Source organism: Nitrososphaera viennensis EN76 (genome assembly GCF_000698785.1).
GTDB lineage: Archaea > Thermoproteota > Nitrososphaeria > Nitrososphaerales > Nitrososphaeraceae > Nitrososphaera > Nitrososphaera viennensis.
Window position 1 is genome coordinate 1,458,071 of record NZ_CP007536.1, and the last position, 19,797, is coordinate 1,477,867.

Here is a 19,797-nt window from a genome sequence, read left to right on the forward strand (position 1 = left end):
AACTCCCATGCCGTGCCTTGTGACAGTAGGCGGATTCTTTGGCGACGAGGGAAAGGGCAAGATAGTAGCGTACCTGGCAAAGAAGGACAACCCGGTTATTGCGGTGCGCGGCGGAGTGGGACCAAATGCCGGCCACACTTTTGCATTTGAGGGCAAGGAGTACAAGGTGCGCATGCTTCCAAGCGCGGCGCTCAACCCGGCGACCCGGCTCCTGATAGGCGCCGGCGTGCTCGTAAACCCGCAGGTTTTGCTAAAGGAGATTGAGATGTTCAGGGCAGACGACAGGACCTACGTCGACGCCCAGTGCGGCATCATCGAGCAGTCGCACATTGACCGCGATAAGAGCGAGGATCACCTGAAGGGCAAGATCGGAACTACTGGGACTGGAACCGGCCCGGCAAACGCGGACAGGGCGCTTCGCACGCTGAAACTTGCCCGCGACGTGCCGGAACTTTCATTGTTCGTTGAAGACGTCAGCAACTCGGTCAACTATGCGCTTGAGAACAACGAAAAGGTGCTGGTGGAGGGGACGCAGGGCACGTATTTGTCGTTGTTTCACGGCGGCTACCCGTTTGTCACTTCAAAGGACGTCACGGCGTCCGGCATCTGCTCCGACATCGGAATCGGGCCGAAAAAGGTTGACGACGTGCTCGTGGTGTTCAAGGCGTACGTGACGAGGGTCGGCGGAGGGCCGCTTGCAAACGAGCTGTCTGAGGACGAGGCTAAAAAGCGCGGCTGGATGGAGTTTGGCAGCGTGACTGGCAGGCAGAGGAGGGCGGCGCCGTTTGATTTCGTCCTTGCGAAAAAGTCGATAAGGATAAACAGCGCGACGCAGATCGCAGTCACAAAGCTCGACGTGCTGTTCCCCTCGTGCGCAGGCGTGCGCCAGTATGAAAAGATGCCGGCCGAGGCAAGAAAGTTCATCGAGGAAATAGAGGGCGAGCTGGGAGTAAAGGCGACGCTCGTAGGCACCGGCCCGGACCTTGAGGACGTAGTCGACAGAAGGCGTTAGGGCTTTTTCCTTGCCAAGAGCGCCTTGAGCGCGTCGCGGCACTCGCGGAGGTTGTAAAGCAGTTTTTTCCTGTCGCCTTCAAGGTCAAGGCGCGCCAGCTTTTCTCTTGCAAAAGCAAGCAGGTCGCCGTCATCGTCGTCAGCGGCCTTCTTTGGTGGTGCAGGAGGCGATTGCTCATGCTCCAATCCATGCCGCAGTTTTATGTCAAGTATCGCGTACTCGACTGCGACGTAGGCGCGCCAGAGCGACGCAGGATCATCTGCCCTTGCAAGCACGCCCTGCGCCTGCGCGACAAGGTCGCGCGTCCTGTCGGTCATCCGTCCGTGAAAAGGGCGGATGACTTTAATACTGTATGCTTTAACCATAAGCGATTTCGATTTGCGCCTCAAAGCCCCGGTGTACATACCGCTTGCCGGCCTGAAGGATTTTGGCAGGCTAGTATGCGCGCTAGAGCGCGCCCCGATGCCGTCCTTTGCACTCACGGTCGGGGGAAAGCAGGTGCTTGCCGCGCAGCTGGACATCATGAACGGTAGGCCTGTCATCTACTTTACAGAGGCAGAGGTAGGGGGTTCGCAGTATCTGGCGTACAGGGTGTCAAACGGCGTCGAGGAGGTCACGCTTGCCGACTCGGTCGGAAACCCGACGTTTGTCTACTCGCCCATCCTTAACGTGGAAAAGTTCCCGCCGGCGCTTGCAAAATTCGGCAAGGTGGAAAAGGGGGCAGGCTACACCGCGATAAAGCTGAAGGACATGGCAAGTTTAGCAAAGGTCGCCGCGTACAAGACTATCTACGAGGAGGCGCCGCTGCCGCTGTTCCTTGCAAAGCAGCAGCGTGGAGGCAAGGCGACAGCAGCAACAACAATAATCGGCACGATCATGAGCGTCAACGAGAACGACTCTCTGTCGTACTTTTACTACGTCCCCCTTACGTCCGAGCCGGCGGAGCCCTTTTTGCGCTATGCCAGCCAGAGGCCGGAGCAGCCGGCATTCTGCTCAAGCCTGGACGAGCACGGCTACATCTACCTGAAAGTGATAAGGCTTGCGGCGGACCACCCGCTGGTAAAGGCCTATGACTAGCTCATCATCCTCCTTTTCGCAGCGGATGGCACAGCTGGCAGGGAAAAAGAAGAGCAGGATAGTGGTGGCGCTCGACCCTGCCGCAAACAAGCGCAACCTAAAGCAGTTTGCGATAAGGACCATAGACGCGGTGGCAGGCGAAGCCTGCGCAGTCAAGTTCAACTTTCACCTCCTGCTCCCGCTGTCATCTAGGGAGATTGCAGAGGTGACCAAGAGGGCGCACAGCCGCCGCCTCCTGTGCATAGCAGACATCAAGCTGAACGACATCGGCGACACCAACGAGGTCGCGCTTGAGCACCTCGCCAAGATGGGCTTTGACGCCGCGATAGCAAACCCGTTCATGGGCGCAAACACGCTTGCGTCGCTTGCAAAAAAGGCGCACGCGCTGGGAATGGGCCTCATTGCGCTTGTGTACATGAGCCACCCGGATGCGGCAGACGGGTACGGCCTGCAGGCACACGGCGGCATGATGATGTACAGGATATTTCTTGACAGGGCAATCAAGGCCTATGTCGACGGCATCGTGGTCGGCGCGACGCAGGCAGACATACTGAATGAAATATCCGAGAAAAAGAAAGAGCTGAAAATTTCACTTCCAGTGTATTCGCCGGGCGTCGGCGCGCAGGGAGGCGACGCAAGGCAGGCGGTCAAAAGCGGCTCGGACTATTTGATAATCGGAAGGTCGATATTCCAGGCAAAGGACCAGGCGGCGGCGGCGCGCCGGTTCAGGCTGCTGGCGGCTTCTCCTTCTCCATGAACTGCATCGCGGCTTCAAGCAGGTTCCTTGCGTTCCTGTAGGTAAGCTGCTTTATCGCGTCGTCGTAATTTTTCCACGCAAAGCCGATGTGCTCGTGCGATATCTTTACGTCTCTGGTCTTTGTCCGGACCAAAAAGAGTACGACTTCCTTGTCGACAAGCCTCCGGGCCTTTCTGTACCTGTACGATATTATCTGGCGAAAGCCCTCAACAAACTCGACGTCGGCGATGCCCGTCTCTTCGCGGATCTCTCTTGCCGCGGCCTCTTTTTCGGTCTCGCCTGCCTCTATGTTGCCCTTTGGGAAATCCCAGTGGCCGGCGGTATAATGCAGGAGAAGGTATTCCGGCTTGCCGCTGTCTGACGGCATAAAAACCACCACTGCGCCGGCGGACCGCTCGTCAACCACACATTGAGGTCAACGAGGTTGTTTGTATGTTTTACCTTTTACCCACATATTATACTGTCAAGGTATCGGTTGTTGCCCCTGCACGTGCTGGACATGACCAGATCAACCACCGCAGGCTTTTTTTGCATCACTGCCAGACTCAAACCTGAAATGACGCCGGCGGCGCTTTTTTTATTAAAGAAGCTAATAATGGCTGGAAAATAATGAAATGAATGGCCCGGCAAAGCCCGCATAAGAAAAATGAAGCAGTGCCGATGATGATAATGATGATTATAAGAAACCTTGATAGTCGCTCGTGATAGACCCGAAGATTATCGCAGCAAAGCCGGCCGCCATGGCAAGTTTACAGCGCCCCTTTCTTTACCCCTCTTCTTCTTCCTCTTGCTCTTCCTTTTCTTCTTCCCGCTGCTGCTCCGCAACCCCGGTGGCAGCTGGCGGCGCATAGTCGTGTATGTCCTCCCATTCTTCCTGCGTCATCCAGTAGCCGCAGAACCACCTGTTTTGCGATTGCGGGTCAAGCTCGCCGTGCTCGGGCATTATAATCCCAGGGTTGAAAAGAAAGCATGCGTGTTATTTATGTTTCAGCTGCCGCTGCCGTTTGCTTTTACCTGGTTCTCGCCCCCGCGCCTGTGGCGGAAGTGCTGGTACAGGAACGCGGCCGCTACAAGCGACACTGCAAGCCCTATCAAGAGCGACGACACCAGCGTGAACGGGCTCGTGGACAGCGTGAGCACGTCGGTGAACTGGAGCACCGGTATGTAGAGCAGGCCAAGCACCACCAGCCGCAGTATGTCAGCCATAGCGTGCGAGCTCCCCTTCAGCCAGTTGCTCAGGAGCACGCCGGCCATTATCGTGGCGACTCCTATCCACATCATCGTTATCATGCCCTTGGTAAAGCTTCCCACGATGGCCTTGTTGGAGATTATCTGCAGCGCGTCCATCTGGGACACAGGAATGTCATGCGGTATGCTGGAAATGCCGTTTGCAATGGCTGCAAGCATCATCAGCACTCCTCCGATTATAGAGAATATCTTGATGAAGTCGGTCGGCCCCATCTTGCCAAGCGAGCTTACCGCCCTGTCGACGTCAAAGGCGCGCACCACGAACGCGCCCCCAAGGATTGCAAGTATCATGACGGTCAGCCACTTGGTCTGCTCAAGCGCGACTGCAAGGCCGCCTGCGAGCAGCAGCGCGCCTGGCACGCCGAGGAAGAACTTGCTGTACTGCGGGTCGTACATCATCGCCTTCAGGTAGCGGCCAAACACCGCGTACGAGTATTCCACGCTCCTGCTGTGGCGGATGATGATGCGCTGGACAGACACCACGGGCACCCTCGACTGTATGACTGGAAGCACCGTCTCATCGTCCTCGCCATCTGAAACTATGACTGCGCCGGTCGCCTGGTACTTCTCGAGTATAGCCTGCACCTCCCGGCTTATCTTTTCGTCTGCCTCAACGCCCCTGTTGAACTTGCCAGCCACCACGGCCACCTCGACGTTGTAGCCCTTGCTCACCAGCTCTTCGTAGGTCTTGACCGCGCCGAAAATGGCGTTTCCGTCGGCGTCCTCAGGGTCCTCGATTGCGAGGCGGGTGCCGGCGTTTATGCACTGGTCGCGGCCGACAATGGGCGTCTCGATGCCTCCCTTTGTCCCGATGTCGTCGTCCCTGTCGATGCATAGGACGAGCAGCCTGCTCTGTGAGGAGTCCTGGCTCTTTGGGACCTCCAGCTTGTGATTGCGGGCATAATAGTCAGGCTGGCCTGGCATCCGGGATATTTTACAGGTCGTGCAACAGCTTAATTAATTTAATCAACTTTGCCCGGGGTTATTCGGTTTAATTGGGCAACGTGCAGAATACATGAGAGAAAATTACTATCACGAGCGAAAGCCGATGCACACCAGGTACAGTTCGGAGCTTTCCTGCCGGCTTGCGGTGGGCTTGCTTACGAGCACCTTGCCAAAGCTTGCCTTCATCTCATTCTTTAGCTCGTTCAGGAACTCGCCCTCAAACACCTTGAAAACAGCGTTGCCGCCTGCCTTCAACACCTGCCTTGCAAGTGCGAGGGCGCTCCTCGTGAGGTCGATCTGCCGCGCGTGGTCCACCTCCCACATGCCGCTGACGTTTGGCGCAAGGTCTGACAATATTATGTCGGCTTTTTCTTCTCCCAGCGCCTCAACTATTTTTGCGACCGCGGCAGGGTCGTCGATGCTTCCCTGCAGTATCGTCGCGCCGTCCACCGGCTCTACCTCCTTGAGGTCTATTCCCACCACCCTGCCTCCCGGGCCGGCCTCTTTTGTGGCGACCTGCACCCAGCCGCCGGGCGCGCAGCCAATGTCAACTACCCTGTTTCCACGCTTGAGAATGCGGTAAGAATCGTTGATCTGCTTTAGCTTGTATGCAGCCCTGCTCCTGTAGCCCTGATCCTTGGCAAGGCGCCTGTAATGGTCCCTGCGGGCGTCTGCAAGCCTCATTTGGCCGGATCTTCTTCTTCCGTCTCTGAGGCCGGCGCCTGATGATGATTCTGATGCTGCTCTTGCTGCCTCCTCTGCTGGTTGGCCATGTTGAGGGACAGCACTAGCCAGTCCTCTATGAGGTTGCAGGTGATTGGGCTGTAGGAACCGTCAAGGGAGCACATGTGCTCCACGGGACAGGTGAGGCACGGCGCGTTTTCGACGCTGCTGGTGTCGATGGGCAGCTTGGTGGCGAAAAGCTTGTAGGTCCACCTGCCGTTTTCCAGCATCTTTTCCCGCCTTATAAGGGCCCGGCGCTCAAGGCGGATTGCCACACGCGAGCCGTCGCGGCTTGTCAGGTCAAGTTCCTTCCAGAGCTCTGACTGCAGTATACCACCCTTGCCGTTTGAGACGATCGTGCGAAAGACCTTGCCCGTCAGATCCTCGATCTGGGCTTCATTTAGTTTCAAACACAGCTACCCCGAAGACACTTCTTTTGACGCATAACTGATAAATAATCCTTTTCGGCCGCGCACTCGCGTACACGCGGCCAAAAAAGTCCTTGCTGTTACTACTTACTTGGCGTTCTTGTCTTCCTGAATTATGCCAAAGAGGTTGCCCTCGGTATCCTGGCAGGTGGCAAACCAGCCGACGCCCGGTATCGGCGACTTGGGCATGACTACCTTGCCGCCGCTTGAGGCTATCTTTTTGGAAAACTCGTCAACGTTTGCTACGCCTATGGTGTTCATGGCAGGCATTCCCGAATCGCCCTTCCTTGAGAGGCCGCCGTTTATGCCCGGCTCGTCCTTGTCGCCGGTGGTGCACATCCAGTACTCCATCGGCCCGTCCCATTTTTCAAACTTCCATCCAAACACGCTCTGGTAGAACTTGACCGCCCTTTCGGGGTTGTCTGCCGTCAGGTCGAAATGTATCGGTCTTGGCATGGCAAAAAGTAGATCGCAGAAATATTTAAGGATGCTTACCAAAAGTAAGCAGAGTAAAGAAAGTTACTACTGCTACTGCTGTTTGCCCTTCTTCTTGACCCCGAATATCTTGTTGAAGTATTCCGGGTTTTCCTGCGCTATCTCGGCAGTCTCGCCTTCCTTGACGCTTGCAAGGTTCTTGGCAAGCTTTTTCTTGTATTCCAGCTGCATCTGCCTTGCGATCTGGATGCGCTGCGCCTGCGGCGAGCCGGCGCCGTGCATCGACTCTGTGAGGTATCCCACCGCGTTCCGGCCAAGCGTCATGTTTTCAATAAGGCGGAGCATCCTCACCCTGCTCTCGGTCGAGACGCCCTTGCGTCCTTTCAGGTACTTCTCAAGCAGGGGGCCAGTCTCGGGCCCGCGAAAGTCCTTTTCCGACGGGAGCGTCACCATGAGGCCGCCGGCGATGTCCTGTGCCAGCCTGCTTATCTCGTAGGGGAATTTCGTCACGTTGTGCTTGCAGACGTTGGCCAGCATGTCGTCGCACTGCCAGTTTCCAGACGCCGTCTGGTGGGCCATGTACGAAGATGCAATGCCTGCGCCGAATATCGTCTCATTGAGGTGCGTCATCTCCACAAGCTTGTCCTTGATGTGCGAGGCGCTTGCGACCCCGTTATAGTCCGCGATTGCCGCCGCGGCGCCTATCAGCACGTCGCCAAGGCCAGTCTTGCAGACATACGAGCGCCTGTGGTAGCAGGTAAAGCGCTCGACCAGCATTGCTGCATAGTCGTACTCGCCGTCCAGAAAGATGAGCTCGTTTGGAATGAACACGTTGTCGAATATTATCATGGCCTCCTGACCTCCGAACTTGCTGTTGCCGGCGTCAATGTCGCCTTCTTCCATCGACCTTGTGTCGCACGACTGCCTGCCATAGATGTACGTGATGCCCGGGGCGTCGACCGGGACTGCGCCGACTATGGCATAGTCCTTGTCCTCCGCTTTCAGGCGCATGGTGGGCATGACGAGTATCCAGTGCGAGTTGATGCAGCCGGTCTGGTGCGCCTTGGCACCGGTGATGTAGACGCCCTTTTTGTCCCTCTTGACGATGTGCACGAACATGTCCGGGTCGGGCTGCTGCGACGGCGAGAGGCTCCTGTCGCCCTTGACGTCCGTCATGGCGCCCCCGATGACATAGTTCTCGCGCTGGATCATCTTGATGAACTCCTTCAGGCGCGCGTGGTATGGCGTTTTGTACTTTTGGTCGACTTCGTAGGTAGTGGAATACAGTGAGTTAAGGGCGTCCATGCCGACGCAGCGCTGGAAGCAGGTGCCCGTCAGCTGGCCAAGCCTCCTCTGCATCCTGTTCTGGTTCACAAGGTCCTCGGCGCTTTCCGCGATGTGGAGGAACCTGTTTACCTGCAGGCCGGATATCGACGACTTGGCTCCCGCCATCTCTGGCTCGGCGTTTGCAAGGTCGTACGTGGCGGCCACTGCGTTAATGGAGGGGCGGATCATGGGATGGTCCACCGGCTCCTTTACAAGCTGTCCAAAAAGATAGACTTTGAGTTTCCTTCCCCTGAGGCTCTCTACGTACTCAGCCCCGTTCTTTATCGGCATATAATGAGGTACTTTACGATGTTCTTATTTATATCTTCCAGCTTTCGCTCTACAAGAGAACAAGTTGTCTATTTCTGCAGTATTGCCGTGAGAAATTTGTACGGGCTAAGTATTACCCAGATAATGCATTTTAAGAAGTCATTTTGGTTTGCCTGCTCGGGTGATTCCTTGTTTCTGGATAAATTTCTCTTTGACCCATTATTGTTGATTCAGCAGACCCTTTCTGGATATACACACTCTTTATGTCCTGGATGAATCGAGAAAATCCTGCAAGAGCTCGCACACCACAGCGGGTTTCTCGGCAAAAGGCGCGTGTCCAGCATCCTTTACTATTATGGCCAGCGAGTTTCTTATTCCCTCTTTGAAAATTTGACAGTATTCTGGGGGATCAGCTTGTCCTCGCTTCCCCAGATAATCAGCGTCGGGATGTTGTTTTGACCGATCAGCTTTAGCCTCTTGATTCCTATTTGCGTGCTTGTGCTGTTGTCGTAAGCCGACTTGAAGGCAAGTTGCGCATTTGGCTGTTGTATTCTGTAGATAAAGCCATCGACCAATATCTCGGGAATTCTAGTCGGGTTTGCCACCAGCTGCTCGAACACCTCCCTGACAGATTGTTTTGAAGGGTTCATTGCAGCGTCAAGGTACCTCCTAAGCAGAGGTGTTTGACCTTGCAGCATTCCCGAGGAGTCCACCAAGACCAGTTTGTCAACGAGGCCTCTTTGCTCTATTGCAAGTTGCGCCGCTACGTAGCCTCCTAATGAATGGCCTACAATGCTGGTTTTCCCGTCATCTATGCCAATTTTGTGCATGAATTCTGCCACGGCCTGCGCGAAATTCTCGATGGTGTAATAATTCATGTCTGGGGGCTTGTCGCTGCCTCCGAATCCGGGCAGGTCTATGGCAACTGCATGAAAACCAAAGAGCGACATTGCATCAGGAATATCAAGCCATCTATCTGCCGATGACCCGAGACCGTGAATGAACAGCACGTGCCGAGGAGGTTGATGACGATGTTGCTGTTGTTTTCCGCTTTTGGGTCTCCCAATAGAAGAAGTAGAAACAGGAAATAGTGCATCATCATCCCTCCTGATGCTTGCCTCAAGGTACCTCACTCGTACTTGGCCTATGCTCGCATAGGATTCCTTCATCTTTATGACGTCTGCTTCCAGAAGGCATGTTTACGTTTATCTCTTTTTTCCACAAGACGAATATGGCCACGAATTTTCATTAGAGAAAGAGAATTTGGCAAAACGCCCGATTTTTTAACAGTACCACTATTGTATGTAGGACTGGCTTGCCCTGTCGAATTTCTTGACCAGCTGGAACTCCCGGCCAAACTGCGTCTGCATCATGTTGCGCAGCTGCGGGAACAGCGATGATGGGTCTTCCTTGGCCATTTTGGTCGAGCCGTGATCCTCTCCGAGCATCGTCTTGCAGAGGTTGTAGGTCATCTGGCGCACCGTGTTTTCGTCGATGATGCCAAGGCTGTGCAGGTATTCGTGCGCCAGAACCATGAACACGTACGCGTTGTATTCTGCTTCCGAGCCGGACAGCCTGCGGATTGCGGCAAGCACGTGGCTGTTCATCACTATTACGTTTGAGCCCAAGATATGGTAGGCGCCAAGGTTTGTCGGCATGACCTGCAGTATCAGGCTCAGGCCGGCGCGGTGCATCTTGAATTTTTCATAGACGGCGCTCTTGACCAGCTCAAAGGCTTCATCAAAGTCCTTCAAGCCTGCTACTCTGGCCCGGAACTCTGCCTGCGATTGCACTCTAGTAATAATTGTGCACAATCGACCGTATAAAGCCGGCAGTAAGCCGGAGCTTACTTCGGGTTCTGTCAAGTCTCAGGTTGATGAGCAACCCTGTCAACTTTCGATAGTTGTTGACAGAAACTTAACTTGCTTGCATCGACTTTCAGAATTGCCGGCTCCTTGCTGCTGGGTTTCTGTACCATTGCTTCATCTGCAAGCCCTTTTGAACGCTGGAACGCGTCAGCGCCCTTCTTTGCTATGTTCATCGCAGCTACAACGTCACGGTCCATCCACTTATTGCATTCTTGGCACCATAATTGCCGTCTGTGGACGAAATCGTGATGCTCTGCCCCTTGGAGTCTCTTTCCGCATCGAGGACAGAGCTGCGACGTTCCTCTCGTCTGACCTTTCGTTAGTGTTATTACTTTAACGCCTGCCCAAGCCGCCTTGTACTCTACTTGCCTCTTCAGCTCGTGGAACGGCCAAGAGTTCATCTTTCCTCGATGGTCGCGGCCTTGGTAATTCCAACGCTGGTATAGGCGGCGAATGAAGGTTATATCCTCAAAAACTATTGCCGCTTTCTGTTCTTTTGCCCGCTGTACAATTGCTTTTGATACATTGTGCAATAGCTGGTTAACGCGGTTTTTCCTGCGCAGGCCATACTTGCCTGCTATGTTTTTCCTTATCCTCGCATTGTTGCGCTTGAAGGAGCGGATTGCAGAGCGCGTGTTTTCTGCTACCTGTACGGCTTTCGATGCATCAAAGGTGATTATCTTTTCCTCGTTGCCATATGTGACGTTTGCAAGGTTCCTGTCAACCCCTGCTATCGCGATGCATTCAATCTCTGCCACTTCTTTAGAGTAGCAGATGCTCTCACCGTGTTGTTGGCGGCAAGAGTGAAAGAACGTACTATCACGGCGGGATCGGACAGGATGTTATTGATGTAGGCATTGAGTAGGATGCCAAAGTACTGTCGATCACCAAGAGGAACCTTCAAAGCGCCTTTTTCGACCTTGAAACCGTAGGATGAGATTAGAATTGCCTTCTTTAGATATGGTGTTTTTGTAGGAAAACCGCGCTTTAGCGATTGCTTTCTGTTTGCAATTATGCCGGCTGCCTTTGAAATCGCGTGCAGCTTGTAGTAAGAAATGATGTCATACTTGGCAAGAGCAGGATAGCAGAGCACCGATAGCCTCTTTAGAGTCGAAGCATCATTTTGCGGGCCGATTCTAATGCAGTCATTAACCATTTTTCTGAATGTTTCCATCATTGGAAATAACTGCTCGGTCTAGCAGGTCTTCTGCTCCACGCTCTTTACTGCCAACAACGATAATCCGTTAACAAGTTGATATATAAGATTTGATCAGCCAAAAGTTGACAGGGTTGCTCATCAACCTGAGACTTGACAGAACCCTACTTCGCAATCTTTTTTACTGCCACCCCATGCGTAGTGTCCGTGGTGGCCAAGCTAAACCTCGACAGGATAATCGGCAAGCATCAGGACTTTCCAAAACCAGGCATACTTTTCCGCGACATCAATCCTGTTTTTCGGAACCCCGACGCCCTCAAGTTCATTGCAAGCGAGTTTTCCCGCAAGTTTTCAAAGACGAGGTACGACGCTACTGCCGGCATCGAATCCAGGGGCTTTGTCGTCGCGACGGCGGTTGGCATGAAGGCGGGCAAGGGCGTGATAATGATAAGAAAGGTAGGCAAGCTTCCCGGCCCCACCATCAAGAAATCGTACGACATTGAATATGGCAACGCCACGATGGAGCTGCAGACAGACGCGGTGAAAAAGGGTCAAAGGGTCTTGATAGTCGACGACCTGATTGCGACCGGCGGCACTGCCGTCGCGGCTGCGCAGCTGGTGGAAGAACTTGGAGGCAAGGTCGCGGGCTTTGGTTTTGTAATAGAGCTGGCAGGATTAAAGGGCGCCGACAGGCTGCGCCAGATGGGCTACAGGGTAGAGTCTCTGGTGGTGTACGACTAGATGGAAAAGGCAGACATTGGCATCATCGGGGGCACGGGCGTCTATGATTCAGGACTTTTCAGCGACAAAAAAGAGGTCAAGGTGCACACGCCGTACGGCGAGCCCTCCGACCTCATCACGATAGGCGAGTACGCGGGCAGGAAGGTTGCGTTCCTGCCAAGGCACGGCAGGGGCCACAGGATACCTCCCCACAGGATCAATTTCCGGGCCAACATCTGGGCGCTAAAGCAACTTGGCGTCAAGCGCATAATCGCGCCTTCGGCGGTCGGGAGCCTCGGCTTTGACTACAAGCCCGGCCACGTCGCGCTTCCCGACCAGTTCATCGACTTTACCAAGAAAAGAGAATACACGTTTTACGACGGCGGGCAGGTGGCGCATGTCTCGATGGCAGACCCGTTCTGCCCCGAGATCCGCGACGTCGCGGCAAAAGTAATCGAGAAACTGAAATTCCCGTTCCAGCCAAGGGCGACGTACGTCTGCATCGAAGGCCCGCGCTTTTCAACCCGGGCAGAATCAAAATTTTTCCGCGACGTCATGAAGGCCGACATCATCGGCATGACGCTCGTGCCAGAAGTCACACTTGCGCGCGAGGCCGAAATTTGCTATCTCTCGGTGGCGACCGTCACCGACTATGACGTCTGGGCAGAGATACCTGTTACATCAAAAGAGATCATCGAGACGCTCCACAAGAACGTGGAAAAGACGAAAAAGCTCGTTGCAGAGCTGATACCGGCCGTGCCGATGGAACGCGCGAAATGCGCCTGCGGAAACGCGCTCGAAGGCTCGCTACTCTGATGATGACGGCGGCTTGATCCCTTCCGGGAGGACGACGTCGCCTTCCACTATCTTGCGCTGGATGGTGTCCACCAGCGCGTCCGGGTCGATGCCCATCTTGGCCACCTTGTCAAGCGTCGTCTTTGCTATCTTGACGCTTGCGTTGTGGCCGCCTATCCTTCCAAAGGCGATGGCGGTGAACCGGAACTCTTTTCCCTTTACTACAAAATAGCCTGACAGTTTTGCGGCAATTTCGCTCCCGTCAGCGTTCTTGACAAACACGGTCACTGGAGGAACATCATTATCGCCGCTGGCGCGCTCCATTTTACTTACTTGCCCTCTACTTCCACATTGCGGTTTACGTTGTTCTTGACCAGAAAGCTCCACCAGTCGGGGTCGGCTATGGCATAGTCCTTGACGTCGATTTCTACCGGCTTGTCGTCGGCGTCCTCGAACCTGAACCGGCCCTCTTTTACCAGCTTGACAAGGCGCCAGCGCAGGTGCCCCTTCCGCTTCCTGCTCACAGCGACTGCCCACTCTTCTTCCTGCTTTTTCTTGGGCATGCCAATGTAGTCGACGATTTCAAGGATGCCGAGGCGCTTTTCCTCGCAGAACATCTCCTTTGTCAAGAGGCTGCGCCAGATGTCCACCGATCCGAGCGTCCTCCCGTTCTCATTGATGTTTATCACTCCAAAGTAGACTACCTTGTCGCCTCCCGTCGGATCCGAAGTCGCCATATCTTCTTTTGCCATACAGAGAGCCGGCTGACGCCTATTTAGTCCTTGCATCCTCAAACGGCTTTTCAAGCACGATCCCGATGTTGTCAACCCGCAGGTTCTTCTTGAACGGGATGCTGTCCTCGGCGCAGCGGCGCCTGTAGCGGTTGGTGACTGCAAAGCGGGGGTGCAGCGACTCAAATTCTGTGGCAGTTATCTCGATCACCATCCCGCGGCCGACGAGGGATTTTGCAACCTCCAGCGCCTGCTTCTCGCTAATGCCCACTGCCTTTGATATCCGGGCAGCATCCATCTTGCCAGTCTTTACGATGGCGACGTACGCTCTAGCTTCTTCCGGGCTTATCTTTAGCTCCTCTATTATGGCCTGCTCGACGTTAGAGAGGTTGACTGCCATTTCGCTTACTTTACTTCAAGCGAGTTGAGGACGTCCTCGGTGTGCTGCTCGTCCTTGACCTCGTCGGCAAGGACGGTAGTGGCCAGGTTGTACGTCACGAAATCGCCCAGCTCAAGCGCCTTTTTGGCAAGCGCGTTATAGTTTTCAACCGCCTTGCCCTCGAATTTCACGGCGCGCTCTAGCGCGGATCTTAGTGTCAGGTGCTTTGCCGGATCGAGCGTGCCAATCGTGCTCAATTTCTCCCACTCGGTCGGGTTGCTTGGCGCCCTGCCCCCAAGCTCGGAGATCCTGTTTGCCAGGAGCTCTGCATGCATCAGCTCGCCCGTTGCCTGCGTCTTTAGCGCCTGCGCGTAGGTGACAAGCCCTATCCCTTCCATGTTGATGCCCACGTACCAAAAGTAGTGGAAGATGCGCATCTCGTCCGAGTACGCCCTCTTCAGGGTGTCGATTATTACCTGCGCGTTCTTGCCGAGGATCTTTTTCTCTGTGCGTCCCATATATGTCACGGCATGTGTGTCGGGGTATTTATTTTTGCTAGGATTCTTCTATATTCAACTTGCACCTGTGTTGTTAATAGATGCCAAGAACCATAACTTTGCGGCACGATAGTCGAATACATATGCTACAGGATTCCAGATGAAAGGCAGCAGCAACAGTTTGAGGCTGCATTCAAGGCCGCGCCCGAGCCGCTAATGTCATCGGCCCATTGCAGGAAATACGAATTGTCGCACTGCGTTGAAAACTCCGACCCGTCTATACTCAGGATCCCTTACTGTTGTCAGTGAATTGCATTCTTCACATACATTAGATTATGACCTTAGGCTTATATAGTATAGTATTCTATTATCCGGTGATTTTGGTTATTAAATTTACATTATTAAATTAACTACGATTGAATTATCATCATCAATGACCGAATACTTATAATCATTCATCTCGAGATCAGTGTCTGCAATGAATTTTGCACATGAAAGAAAAGAGGCAACAAAGATACGGACAAAAACAAGCGAGAAGAAAAAGTGGGGCGCCATCGTAGCCGGGACAGCAATCATGGCCGCACTGGCGCTTGCAGCAGCACAGACATTACTTCAAAGTGCATCTGCGGCGATAACTTCCCACTGCGAGAACAGGGGAGGACATGAGGCGCCCGGTCAGCAGGAGAATTGCCAAGGCGAGGGTCAGGAGCAGAGCAACCAAAATCCTGCAGGAAAGGAGCCGCCGGGACAAAACAAAGATGACTAAAGTATTGTCATAGCAACACAATAACCATGCATGCAAGCAAAAAAAGAGATGAGGGCGTCACAGATGTTTGTTCACCCCCCTCATCCTACACCTTTTTGTTAATGATTATCGCATATGCCTTCAGGAGAGCCAACCAAGATCAAGGGCGAAAAGTAAGGATCTGTCAGAATTGCACCAAGTTGCGGTACTTTTCGTACCGTTCCTCGACGTCGTCTTTCGTTATGGCAAGAAGCCTCCTGACTCCAAAGTCCTCCACCGCAAAAGAGCCCATGACGTTGCCGTATATCACCGCCTCCTTCATCGTGCGGAAATCAATCTTGTCCTTGCGGGCAATGTGGCCCAGAAAACCGCCGGCAAAAGAGTCGCCGGCGCCAGTCGGGTCGGAGATTTCGTCGAGGAAAAATGCAGCCGCAGGGAACACTTCGCCTTCTCTGGTAAAGAGCACGGCGCCGTGCTCGCCCTTTTTTATTATCGCAAACCTCGGCCCGAATGACATTATCTGCCTTGCGCATTTTGCGATGTTGACCTCGTTGCAGAGGAGGCGCGCCTCGCTGTCGTTTATCACGACGCCGTCTGTTTTTCCGATCATCTTGACGACGTCGTCCCTTGCCGTCTGGATCCAGTACTCTATCGTGTCGCAGACCACCAGCTTGGGCTTTTCAAAATGGCGAAGTATCTTCATGTTCTGCCGCGGGTCATTGTTTGCAAGGTAGACGTACTCTGATTTTACGTATTCCTCCGGGATGACGGGGTCGAAATCGGCAATGACGTTCAGCTCTGTCTTTAGAGTCGTCCTGCTCGATAAATTATAGTCAAACTCTGAATCATAGTGGAAGCACTTGCCGCCCCTGACTGTCACGATGCCTTTTGTGTCGACACCCTTTGACCTGACCGCCTCGATGTTGGCAAGGGGCATGTCCTCCCCGATGGCGGCGACCATCCCGGTCCGGGCAAACATGCCTGCCGACAGCGAGGCAAAAGTCGCGGCTCCGCCAAGTATCCTTTCTTCCACCCGGAATGGCGTGCGCGTGGTGTCAAGGGCCATCGTGCCAAAGACGGTCAGCACGGCAGAAATGCGCGACTGTCAGTAAATAAACCCTTTTGCGCTGCCGCCGGCAGCATCGTTATATAACAACACAAGCGTACAAGCTTGCAACTGTGCGACTGGTAATAGCCGTAACGGGCGCCTCCGGAGTGATATACGGGATACGCGCCCTTGAGGCGCTCAAAAAGCTAAGGGTGGAGACGCACCTCATCCTCAGCGAGTGGGGCGAAAAGACCATCAAGATAGAGACCGACAAGACGGGCGACTACGTCCGCTCGCTTGCAACCAAGGTGTACGAGGACAACAACATGGCCGCGCCTGTTTCTTCCGGCTCGTTCAAGACAGACGGCATGGCAGTCATCCCGTGCAGCATGCGCACTCTTGCAAGCATTGCAAACGGGCTTGACGACACGCTGGTGTCAAGGGCCGCCAGCGTCTGCATCAAGGAGGGCAGAAAGGTGGTCATAGTGCCAAGGGAGGCGCCGCTGTCAAAAATCCACCTTGAAAACATGAGCAAGCTTGCCGGCATACACAATATCGTAATCATGCCGGCGATGCCCGGCTTTTACCACAGGCCGCAGACCATGGACGACCTGATAGACCATGTTGTGGGCAAGGCGCTTGACCAGTTTGGAATCGACCACGGGCTTTTCAGGCGCTGGGGCGAGCGTGCCGGCGGCAAGATGGCATAACAAGAAAATCTATAAGTTTTATAATCTCGGCATGGTACTATTTTTTTGTGGAATGCCGGGAGAGGGGTGAGCTGGATTAGCTAAATACACAAAGAAATATTCCACCGGGCGCTCGGTCGGCTTTATAGTCCCACTTCTGGCCTTGATGTTTGTCGGCGCCATGTACGTCATGACGGCAAGAGGCGGCCAGAACGGCGCCAGCTTTATCCTCATCACAATCGCGGCGGGGTTCGTCATCTACTGGGTGCGCGAGATCCGCAAGATGTCTAGCCCGGCCGAACAAAAGGTCGCAATGCCCCGCAACGTGGAACAGAAGGACTGGGTCTATGACCTCATAAAGAACAACGACGGGGCGATGGTGTTCGTGGCAGAGGTGCCCGGCCCGGAGGACCAGATAGATGTCCGGCTGTCGGCAGGCATGCTAAAGATAAAGGGCGGCCAGAACTTTGCAAGGGACGTGCAGCTTGACATGTCGACGGCTGCTGAAATGGGCATATCCGACTACAAGTACAGAAACGGCGTGCTCACGATAAGGATGCAAAAAAAGGTCTAGGTTTCAATCCTTGTTTTAATGGATTTGTCTTTCAGACTTAAGGAGAAAGAAAGAACTATTCGTTTGTTTGGTGGTTTCAATCCTTGTTTTAATGGATTTGTCTTTCAGACAACAACTGGAAATAGGTGAGCTGTACTCTTTTGAAAGTTTCAATCCTTGTTTTAATGGATTTGTCTTTCAGACCAATACTCGAGGTATTAGGCTTTGAAAATAGAAAGTTTCAATCCTTGTTTTAATGGATTTGTCTTTCAGACAGACTGGTTCAGGGCTATCTGCCGCAAGTATGGGTAGTTTCAATCCTTGTTTTAATGGATTTGTCTTTCAGACTCAACATTTCTATGGGAAGAGGGATAAGAATGACGTTTCAATCCTTGTTTTAATGGATTTGTCTTTCAGACCCTGTTCAAAAGCACCCTTCAGAGCTGTAAGTTCAGGTTTCAATCCTTGTTTTAATGGATTTGTCTTTCAGACAAGATGACACTCGACGGTACCAACTATTATGCAAGTTTCAATCCTTGTTTTAATGGATTTGTCTTTCAGACATGCCAATTTCCAGCTTAATGAGTACGGCGTGAAATTGTTTCAATCCTTGTTTTAATGGATTTGTCTTTCAGACTTCGATATTTGGAAACATAACAGAAAGTGATTCTAGTTTCAATCCTTGTTTTAATGGATTTGTCTTTCAGACTCCATACCACAGAATCCAACGAAATCTCAATGACAGTTTCAATCCTTGTTTTAATGGATTTGTCTTTCAGACGCTTGGTTATGAACGACTATGCCGACCTTGGCTTCATGTTTCAATCCTTGTTTTAATGGATTTGTCTTTCAGACTGCTACGGACCCGGCAGCTACATACTGATCAAGGCGTTTCAATCCTTGTTTTAATGGATTTGTCTTTCAGACACAACGACGACGATGAGGAGGCCGACGACAACAAAAAGTTTCAATCCTTGTTTTAATGGATTTGTCTTTCAGACTCCCAGAGTGTGCCTATTACATAATCGTATTCCTTAGGTTTCAATCCTTGTTTTAATGGATTTGTCTTTCAGACGACGGAGGCTATCTTTTCCTGGAAGGAAGTATCAAGTTTCAATCCTTGTTTTAATGGATTTGTCTTTCAGACCCCAAGTAGAAGCCACCGAGTCAGTGGTGGTATCTACGTTTCAATCCTTGTTTTAATGGATTTGTCTTTCAGACGATAGGCAAGGACCTGTGCGACCAGCAGCTTTCGAGTTTCAATCCTTGTTTTAATGGATTTGTCTTTCAGACGTCATCTGTCAGGTGGAACAGGCCCGCTAGTCTAGTTTCAATCCTTGTTTTAATGGATTTGTCTTTCAGACGTACGTGAAATTGTTTGCCCTGCAACCAGCCGCAGTTTCAATCCTTGTTTTAATGGATTTGTCTTTCAGACCTCTATGGTCATCCAGCATTCGACTACGGACTAGAGTTTCAATCCTTGTTTTAATGGATTTGTCTTTCAGACGCATGCAAACGTCGTGTTGACTGGAAGAATGACGTCAGTTTCAATCCTTGTTTTAATGGATTTGTCTTTCAGACCGGGATATCGAGCCTAACCTAGTGACTGCAATAGAGTTTCAATCCTTGTTTTAATGGATTTGTCTTTCAGACGTATATCTCTCAGTCACTTCGGATAGCGACAGAGGTTTCAATCCTTGTTTTAATGGATTTGTCTTTCAGACCATTTGACCAGTCACGCGCATACTCAAATGAGAGGATGTTTCAATCCTTGTTTTAATGGATTTGTCTTTCAGACTCTATCACGTATGATGCCCACCCTCTCACTGGTAGAGTTTCAATCCTTGTTTTAATGGATTTGTCTTTCAGACGATCGTTATAGCGCCGTCGCCTACTGCATTAAAGGTTTCAATCCTTGTTTTAATGGATTTGTCTTTCAGACATCTTGACCTTAGGCATAAACACGCCTGCAAGCGGTTTCAATCCTTGTTTTAATGGATTTGTCTTTCAGACTAAAGGGCCAAAAACCGGGAGAGAGGTGGTTAACGAGTTTCAATCCTTGTTTTAATGGATTTGTCTTTCAGACAAGAAAGTCCTTGACGGCTATGGTAGTATCCTTTGGTTTCAATCCTTGTTTTAATGGATTTGTCTTTCAGACGAATCAAAATTAAGACACGCTTGGCACGTTGGCGGTTTCAATCCTTGTTTTAATGGATTTGTCTTTCAGACCTCCTCCAGAGCCTACTCCTGCAGGACTTAGCTCTAGTTTCAATCCTTGTTTTAATGGATTTGTCTTTCAGACTCCCTTACCATATACTCGATTATTGCCTTTAGGTTGGTTTCAATCCTTGTTTTAATGGATTTGTCTTTCAGACATGCTAGAGCGGGTAATCAT

Annotated in this window: 25 protein-coding genes and 1 CRISPR repeat array (1 of these 26 running past the window's edge); of the genes, 8 read left to right on the forward strand and 17 right to left on the reverse strand. The window is 52.3% G+C overall.

The genetic code is table 11. The features are described from left to right. Positions 1 to 7: 7 nt before the first annotated feature. Positions 8 to 1,012 (forward strand): adenylosuccinate synthetase, encoded by a 1,005-nt coding sequence (locus NVIE_RS08295; RefSeq protein ID WP_075054847.1) that lies wholly within the window; start codon positions 8 to 10, stop codon positions 1,010 to 1,012. On the opposite strand, the gene NVIE_RS08300 is transcribed toward NVIE_RS08295, so the two are convergent. Beyond that, entirely contained in the window at positions 1,009 to 1,329 is a 321-nt protein-coding gene (locus NVIE_RS08300) for a hypothetical protein (protein WP_075054848.1), read from the reverse strand. The two genes, NVIE_RS08295 and NVIE_RS08300, sit on opposite strands and share 4 nt — an antisense overlap. A 61-nt stretch (positions 1,330 to 1,390) precedes the next feature. On the opposite strand from NVIE_RS08300, the gene NVIE_RS08305 reads away from it, so the two are divergent. Then, the gene (locus NVIE_RS08305; RefSeq protein ID WP_144239590.1) at positions 1,391 to 2,089 is read left to right on the forward strand and encodes a hypothetical protein; all 699 of its coding nucleotides are present in this window, start codon (positions 1,391 to 1,393) and stop codon (positions 2,087 to 2,089) included. Then, positions 2,082 to 2,846 (forward strand): orotidine 5'-phosphate decarboxylase, encoded by a 765-nt coding sequence (locus NVIE_RS08310; protein ID WP_075054850.1) that lies wholly within the window; start codon positions 2,082 to 2,084, stop codon positions 2,844 to 2,846. The genes NVIE_RS08305 and NVIE_RS08310 overlap by 8 nt, the downstream gene beginning before the upstream one ends. Here NVIE_RS08310 and NVIE_RS08315 read toward each other — a convergent pair. The 11 genes from NVIE_RS08315 to NVIE_RS08360 all read right to left on the reverse strand — a co-directional run bounded on the left by NVIE_RS08315 (position 2,815) and on the right by NVIE_RS08360 (position 11,266). Continuing rightward, on the reverse strand, positions 2,815 to 3,252 hold the full coding sequence (locus NVIE_RS08315; RefSeq protein WP_075054851.1) for a bis(5'-nucleosyl)-tetraphosphatase: 438 nt from the start codon (positions 3,250 to 3,252) through the stop codon (positions 2,815 to 2,817). The two genes, NVIE_RS08310 and NVIE_RS08315, sit on opposite strands and share 32 nt — an antisense overlap. 360 nt (positions 3,253 to 3,612) lie before the next feature. Continuing rightward, positions 3,613 to 3,789 (reverse strand): hypothetical protein, encoded by a 177-nt coding sequence (locus NVIE_RS15405; RefSeq protein WP_158435151.1) that lies wholly within the window; start codon positions 3,787 to 3,789, stop codon positions 3,613 to 3,615. A gap of 44 nt (positions 3,790 to 3,833) precedes the next feature. Then, a complete protein-coding gene (locus NVIE_RS08320; protein ID WP_075054852.1) occupies positions 3,834 to 5,018 on the reverse strand; it encodes a DUF373 family protein in 1,185 nt (394 codons plus the stop codon). Between the two features lie 108 nt (positions 5,019 to 5,126). After that, the gene (locus tag NVIE_RS08325) at positions 5,127 to 5,723 is read right to left on the reverse strand and encodes an RlmE family RNA methyltransferase (protein ID WP_075054853.1); all 597 of its coding nucleotides are present in this window, start codon (positions 5,721 to 5,723) and stop codon (positions 5,127 to 5,129) included. Continuing rightward, positions 5,720 to 6,172: a helix-turn-helix transcriptional regulator gene (locus NVIE_RS08330; protein ID WP_227717303.1), complete on the reverse strand. Its 453-nt coding sequence runs from the start codon at positions 6,170 to 6,172 to the stop codon at positions 5,720 to 5,722. Before NVIE_RS08330 ends, NVIE_RS08325 begins: the two co-directional genes overlap by 4 nt. A 105-nt stretch (positions 6,173 to 6,277) precedes the next feature. Beyond that, positions 6,278 to 6,646, reverse strand: coding sequence for a VOC family protein (locus NVIE_RS08335; RefSeq protein ID WP_075056094.1), 369 nt, complete (start codon positions 6,644 to 6,646; stop codon positions 6,278 to 6,280). 72 nt (positions 6,647 to 6,718) lie between these two features. Continuing rightward, a complete protein-coding gene (locus tag NVIE_RS08340) occupies positions 6,719 to 8,242 on the reverse strand; it encodes a 4-hydroxyphenylacetate 3-hydroxylase family protein (RefSeq protein ID WP_075054854.1) in 1,524 nt (507 codons plus the stop codon). Between the two features lie 350 nt (positions 8,243 to 8,592). Continuing rightward, positions 8,593 to 9,390, reverse strand: coding sequence for an alpha/beta fold hydrolase (locus NVIE_RS08345; RefSeq protein ID WP_075054855.1), 798 nt, complete (start codon positions 9,388 to 9,390; stop codon positions 8,593 to 8,595). A gap of 126 nt (positions 9,391 to 9,516) precedes the next feature. Further along, on the reverse strand, positions 9,517 to 10,014 hold the full coding sequence (locus NVIE_RS08350; protein ID WP_075054856.1) for a hypothetical protein: 498 nt from the start codon (positions 10,012 to 10,014) through the stop codon (positions 9,517 to 9,519). A 68-nt stretch (positions 10,015 to 10,082) separates the two neighbouring features. Further along, positions 10,083 to 10,847, reverse strand: coding sequence for a zinc ribbon domain-containing protein (locus NVIE_RS08355; RefSeq protein ID WP_075054857.1), 765 nt, complete (start codon positions 10,845 to 10,847; stop codon positions 10,083 to 10,085). Continuing rightward, positions 10,820 to 11,266 carry a hypothetical protein gene (locus NVIE_RS08360; RefSeq protein WP_075054858.1) on the reverse strand — a complete coding sequence of 149 codons (447 nt, stop codon included), beginning with the start codon at positions 11,264 to 11,266 and terminating at the stop codon, positions 10,820 to 10,822. Before NVIE_RS08360 ends, NVIE_RS08355 begins: the two co-directional genes overlap by 28 nt. 186 nt (positions 11,267 to 11,452) lie before the next feature. On the opposite strand from NVIE_RS08360, the gene NVIE_RS08365 reads away from it, so the two are divergent. Together NVIE_RS08365 and NVIE_RS08370 are read left to right on the forward strand one after the other, a co-directional pair. After that, positions 11,453 to 11,986, forward strand: a complete 534-nt coding sequence (locus tag NVIE_RS08365; protein WP_227717304.1) for an adenine phosphoribosyltransferase — start codon at positions 11,453 to 11,455, stop codon at positions 11,984 to 11,986. Next, positions 11,987 to 12,781, forward strand: a complete 795-nt coding sequence (locus tag NVIE_RS08370; protein WP_075054859.1) for an S-methyl-5'-thioadenosine phosphorylase — start codon at positions 11,987 to 11,989, stop codon at positions 12,779 to 12,781. Here NVIE_RS08370 and NVIE_RS08375 read toward each other — a convergent pair. From NVIE_RS08375 to NVIE_RS08390, 4 genes are read right to left on the reverse strand one after another with little or no spacing between them, the layout of a single operon-like run. Next, positions 12,773 to 13,084 (reverse strand): hypothetical protein, encoded by a 312-nt coding sequence (locus NVIE_RS08375; RefSeq protein WP_075054860.1) that lies wholly within the window; start codon positions 13,082 to 13,084, stop codon positions 12,773 to 12,775. The genes NVIE_RS08370 and NVIE_RS08375 overlap by 9 nt on opposite strands. Before the next feature lie 5 nt (positions 13,085 to 13,089). Then, a complete protein-coding gene (locus tag NVIE_RS08380; RefSeq protein ID WP_084790712.1) occupies positions 13,090 to 13,512 on the reverse strand; it encodes a hypothetical protein in 423 nt (140 codons plus the stop codon). A gap of 19 nt (positions 13,513 to 13,531) precedes the next feature. After that, positions 13,532 to 13,891, reverse strand: a complete 360-nt coding sequence (locus tag NVIE_RS08385; protein ID WP_075054861.1) for a helix-turn-helix domain-containing protein — start codon at positions 13,889 to 13,891, stop codon at positions 13,532 to 13,534. Positions 13,892 to 13,896: 5 nt separating this feature from the next. Further along, positions 13,897 to 14,388 (reverse strand): ferritin-like domain-containing protein, encoded by a 492-nt coding sequence (locus NVIE_RS08390; protein ID WP_075054862.1) that lies wholly within the window; start codon positions 14,386 to 14,388, stop codon positions 13,897 to 13,899. Positions 14,389 to 14,845: 457 nt separating this feature from the next. Between NVIE_RS08390 and NVIE_RS08395 the strand changes: the two genes are divergently transcribed. Further along, positions 14,846 to 15,133, forward strand: coding sequence for a hypothetical protein (locus tag NVIE_RS08395; RefSeq protein ID WP_075054863.1), 288 nt, complete (start codon positions 14,846 to 14,848; stop codon positions 15,131 to 15,133). Between the two features lie 163 nt (positions 15,134 to 15,296). Here the strand turns inward: NVIE_RS08395 and NVIE_RS08400 are convergent, their stop codons facing one another. Next, positions 15,297 to 16,199 (reverse strand): PfkB family carbohydrate kinase, encoded by a 903-nt coding sequence (locus tag NVIE_RS08400; protein ID WP_075054864.1) that lies wholly within the window; start codon positions 16,197 to 16,199, stop codon positions 15,297 to 15,299. A gap of 92 nt (positions 16,200 to 16,291) precedes the next feature. Here NVIE_RS08400 and NVIE_RS08405 point away from each other — a divergent pair, with 92 nt between their 5' ends. Beyond that, positions 16,292 to 16,870 (forward strand): UbiX family flavin prenyltransferase, encoded by a 579-nt coding sequence (locus NVIE_RS08405; RefSeq protein ID WP_075054865.1) that lies wholly within the window; start codon positions 16,292 to 16,294, stop codon positions 16,868 to 16,870. 142 nt (positions 16,871 to 17,012) lie between these two features. Then, entirely contained in the window at positions 17,013 to 17,423 is a 411-nt protein-coding gene (locus tag NVIE_RS08410; protein ID WP_084790715.1) for an Hsp20/alpha crystallin family protein, read from the forward strand. Continuing rightward, a CRISPR array of direct repeats spans positions 17,424 to 19,797; the repeat unit is 37 nt; unit sequence GTTTCAATCCTTGTTTTAATGGATTTGTCTTTCAGAC (it continues 1,075 nt past the right edge of the window). It abuts the gene before it with no gap.

What these genes read in the sequence shown, in the direction of transcription:
- NVIE_RS08335 (WP_075056094.1), bottom strand. Translation starts at nt 6,646, where the DNA reads ATGCCAAGACCGATACATTTCGACCTGACGGCAGACAACCCCGAAAGG.
- NVIE_RS08345 (WP_075054855.1), bottom strand. Translation starts at nt 9,390, where the DNA reads ATGAAGGAATCCTATGCGAGCATAGGCCAAGTACGAGTGAGGTACCTT.
- NVIE_RS08395 (WP_075054863.1), top strand. Translation starts at nt 14,846, where the DNA reads ATGAATTTTGCACATGAAAGAAAAGAGGCAACAAAGATACGGACAAAA.
- NVIE_RS08390 (WP_075054862.1), bottom strand. Translation starts at nt 14,388, where the DNA reads ATGGGACGCACAGAGAAAAAGATCCTCGGCAAGAACGCGCAGGTAATA.
- NVIE_RS08360 (WP_075054858.1), bottom strand. Translation starts at nt 11,266, where the DNA reads ATGATGGAAACATTCAGAAAAATGGTTAATGACTGCATTAGAATCGGC.
- NVIE_RS08310 (WP_075054850.1), top strand. Translation starts at nt 2,082, where the DNA reads ATGACTAGCTCATCATCCTCCTTTTCGCAGCGGATGGCACAGCTGGCA.
- NVIE_RS08325 (WP_075054853.1), bottom strand. Translation starts at nt 5,723, where the DNA reads ATGAGGCTTGCAGACGCCCGCAGGGACCATTACAGGCGCCTTGCCAAG.
- NVIE_RS08375 (WP_075054860.1), bottom strand. Translation starts at nt 13,084, where the DNA reads ATGGAGCGCGCCAGCGGCGATAATGATGTTCCTCCAGTGACCGTGTTT.
- NVIE_RS08385 (WP_075054861.1), bottom strand. Translation starts at nt 13,891, where the DNA reads ATGGCAGTCAACCTCTCTAACGTCGAGCAGGCCATAATAGAGGAGCTA.
- NVIE_RS08295 (WP_075054847.1), top strand. Translation starts at nt 8, where the DNA reads ATGCCGTGCCTTGTGACAGTAGGCGGATTCTTTGGCGACGAGGGAAAG.
- NVIE_RS08300 (WP_075054848.1), bottom strand. Translation starts at nt 1,329, where the DNA reads ATGACCGACAGGACGCGCGACCTTGTCGCGCAGGCGCAGGGCGTGCTT.
- NVIE_RS08380 (WP_084790712.1), bottom strand. Translation starts at nt 13,512, where the DNA reads ATGGCAAAAGAAGATATGGCGACTTCGGATCCGACGGGAGGCGACAAG.
- NVIE_RS08340 (WP_075054854.1), bottom strand. Translation starts at nt 8,242, where the DNA reads ATGCCGATAAAGAACGGGGCTGAGTACGTAGAGAGCCTCAGGGGAAGG.
- NVIE_RS15405 (WP_158435151.1), bottom strand. Translation starts at nt 3,789, where the DNA reads ATGCCCGAGCACGGCGAGCTTGACCCGCAATCGCAAAACAGGTGGTTC.
- NVIE_RS08320 (WP_075054852.1), bottom strand. Translation starts at nt 5,018, where the DNA reads ATGCCAGGCCAGCCTGACTATTATGCCCGCAATCACAAGCTGGAGGTC.
- NVIE_RS08370 (WP_075054859.1), top strand. Translation starts at nt 11,987, where the DNA reads ATGGAAAAGGCAGACATTGGCATCATCGGGGGCACGGGCGTCTATGAT.